Source organism: Methylobacter svalbardensis (genome assembly GCF_037671525.1).
Lineage (GTDB): Bacteria > Pseudomonadota > Gammaproteobacteria > Methylococcales > Methylomonadaceae > Methylobacter_A > Methylobacter_A svalbardensis.
The window spans coordinates 1-1,658 of record NZ_JAWPOH010000160.1; the positions used below are offsets into that span (position 1 = coordinate 1).

1 protein-coding gene and 1 pseudogene are annotated in these 1,658 nt (G+C 43.5%); both read left to right on the plus strand.

The window, feature by feature from the left end; genetic code table 11:
- A pseudogene (locus RW114_RS20535) lies at positions 1–125 on the plus strand (IS1595 family transposase); the annotation flags it as partial.
- 90 nt (positions 126–215) lie between these two features.
- Entirely contained in the window at positions 216–1,457 is a 1,242-nt protein-coding gene (locus tag RW114_RS20540; RefSeq protein ID WP_340124588.1) for a GGDEF domain-containing protein, read from the plus strand.
- Positions 1,458–1,658 lie beyond the last annotated feature (201 nt).

The window sequence follows — 1,658 nt, forward strand, 5'->3', positions numbered from 1 at the left end:
TAGCTACCAAATACTTGCCAAACTACCTGGGCTGGCGACGGGCTTTTGAACAACACTGCCAACTCACGCCGGAAACCCTACTCAATGCTGCTCTGGGGAATTTTCAATATTTAACGATGACATAGCCATTAAAAAAGGGTATAAATAGCACCGCACTTAAAGCTGCCCTTGAAAAATTTACCACTTTAATCATCCCGTCACCTCAAAACCCGTCAGTGGAAACAGATCTGCTATTTGATTTCCTGCTTCAGCAATATCTAACCGAACAACATCAAAATGCATTAAAATGGCTAAAGAATGAAGCCGAGACCGTAAAATTTAAAAACCCCCAACAATTATTTATCGCCATACTTGAAATCATCGAGCCTGACGGCGACATTTCACCGCCAAATATTATCGCCAACCAGATTGATATAGGCATTGTCAGTCGACAGTTATTGCTGTTACTGGAAAGCATCGAAATCCCCAGCATCTTTGATCAACAGGCTCAAGCTGCAAAACAGTTGCTAGCCGCTTCCAATCAAACTGCAACGGCTTTTGAAACCATTCTGGACAAGTCCTTTAAGTTGTTGCTTAAAATCAAACAACACAACCAATCCGAACAGCAAGACATTGATAAATTTCTCGCTCATATTACCGAACAACTGGCTGCACTGGATCTGAGCCTGATCGGGGCCAGTACGGCTGCCATTGAATCGGCCGAAAACAGAAGCAAACTCAATCAATCCGTTTCTGAACAGATGGAAGAATTAAAGTTAAGCTCGACGAACGCCACCAAACTGGAACCTTTAAAGGGAATCATCAACAGTCGATTAGCCAATATTGCCAAAGAAATTCAGGATCACAGCCAAAAAGAAGCTATCCACCGCCAAAAGACACAACAACAACTGGATAATTTGGTTAATAAAATAAAAGATATGGAGTCAGAATCCTGCGACCTCAAATCAAAACTAAAAATTGCCAATACCCAGGCATTACGCGACACCTTAACCGGCCTACCAAATCGCCATGCCTATAACGAATGTCTGGAAACCGAACTAGCTCGCTGGAAACGTTACCATTCACCCTTAAGCCTGATCGTCTGGGACATCGATCACTTCAAAAATATCAATGATAGCTATGGTCACAAAGCCGGTGATAAAGTGTTGCAATTAATCGCCAAACAATTATCCGAGCATTCCCGTACAACCGATTTTATCTCCCGTTTTGGTGGCGAAGAATTTACTATGCTGTTACCGAATACCGACAGCCAATCGGCATTAATACTGGCCAACCAACTACGTCAAACTATTGAGAAAACCGGTTTTAACGCCAGCGGCACCTCCGTTGCCATTACCGTTTCCTGCGGGGTCACAGAGTTCATCGCTGACGATACCGGTGAAACCGCATTCGAACGCGCAGATCAAGCGCTTTATCAGGCTAAACAGCAGGGCCGCAATCAGTGCTGCATATTGTAAAGACATTGCTATCGTCCGAGGCAACCACAAGGAGTTTTCACCTACATCCTACTTAGATTGAACGCATAAATGATATTCGCTAAGTTGAATCAAACGCAAGGCAAAAAAAAACCCAAGTGCAGAGACTTGGGTTTTTAATTTAAGAGCTTGGCAATTCCCTACTTTCGCATGGCAAACTGCCACACTATCATCGGCGCTAAA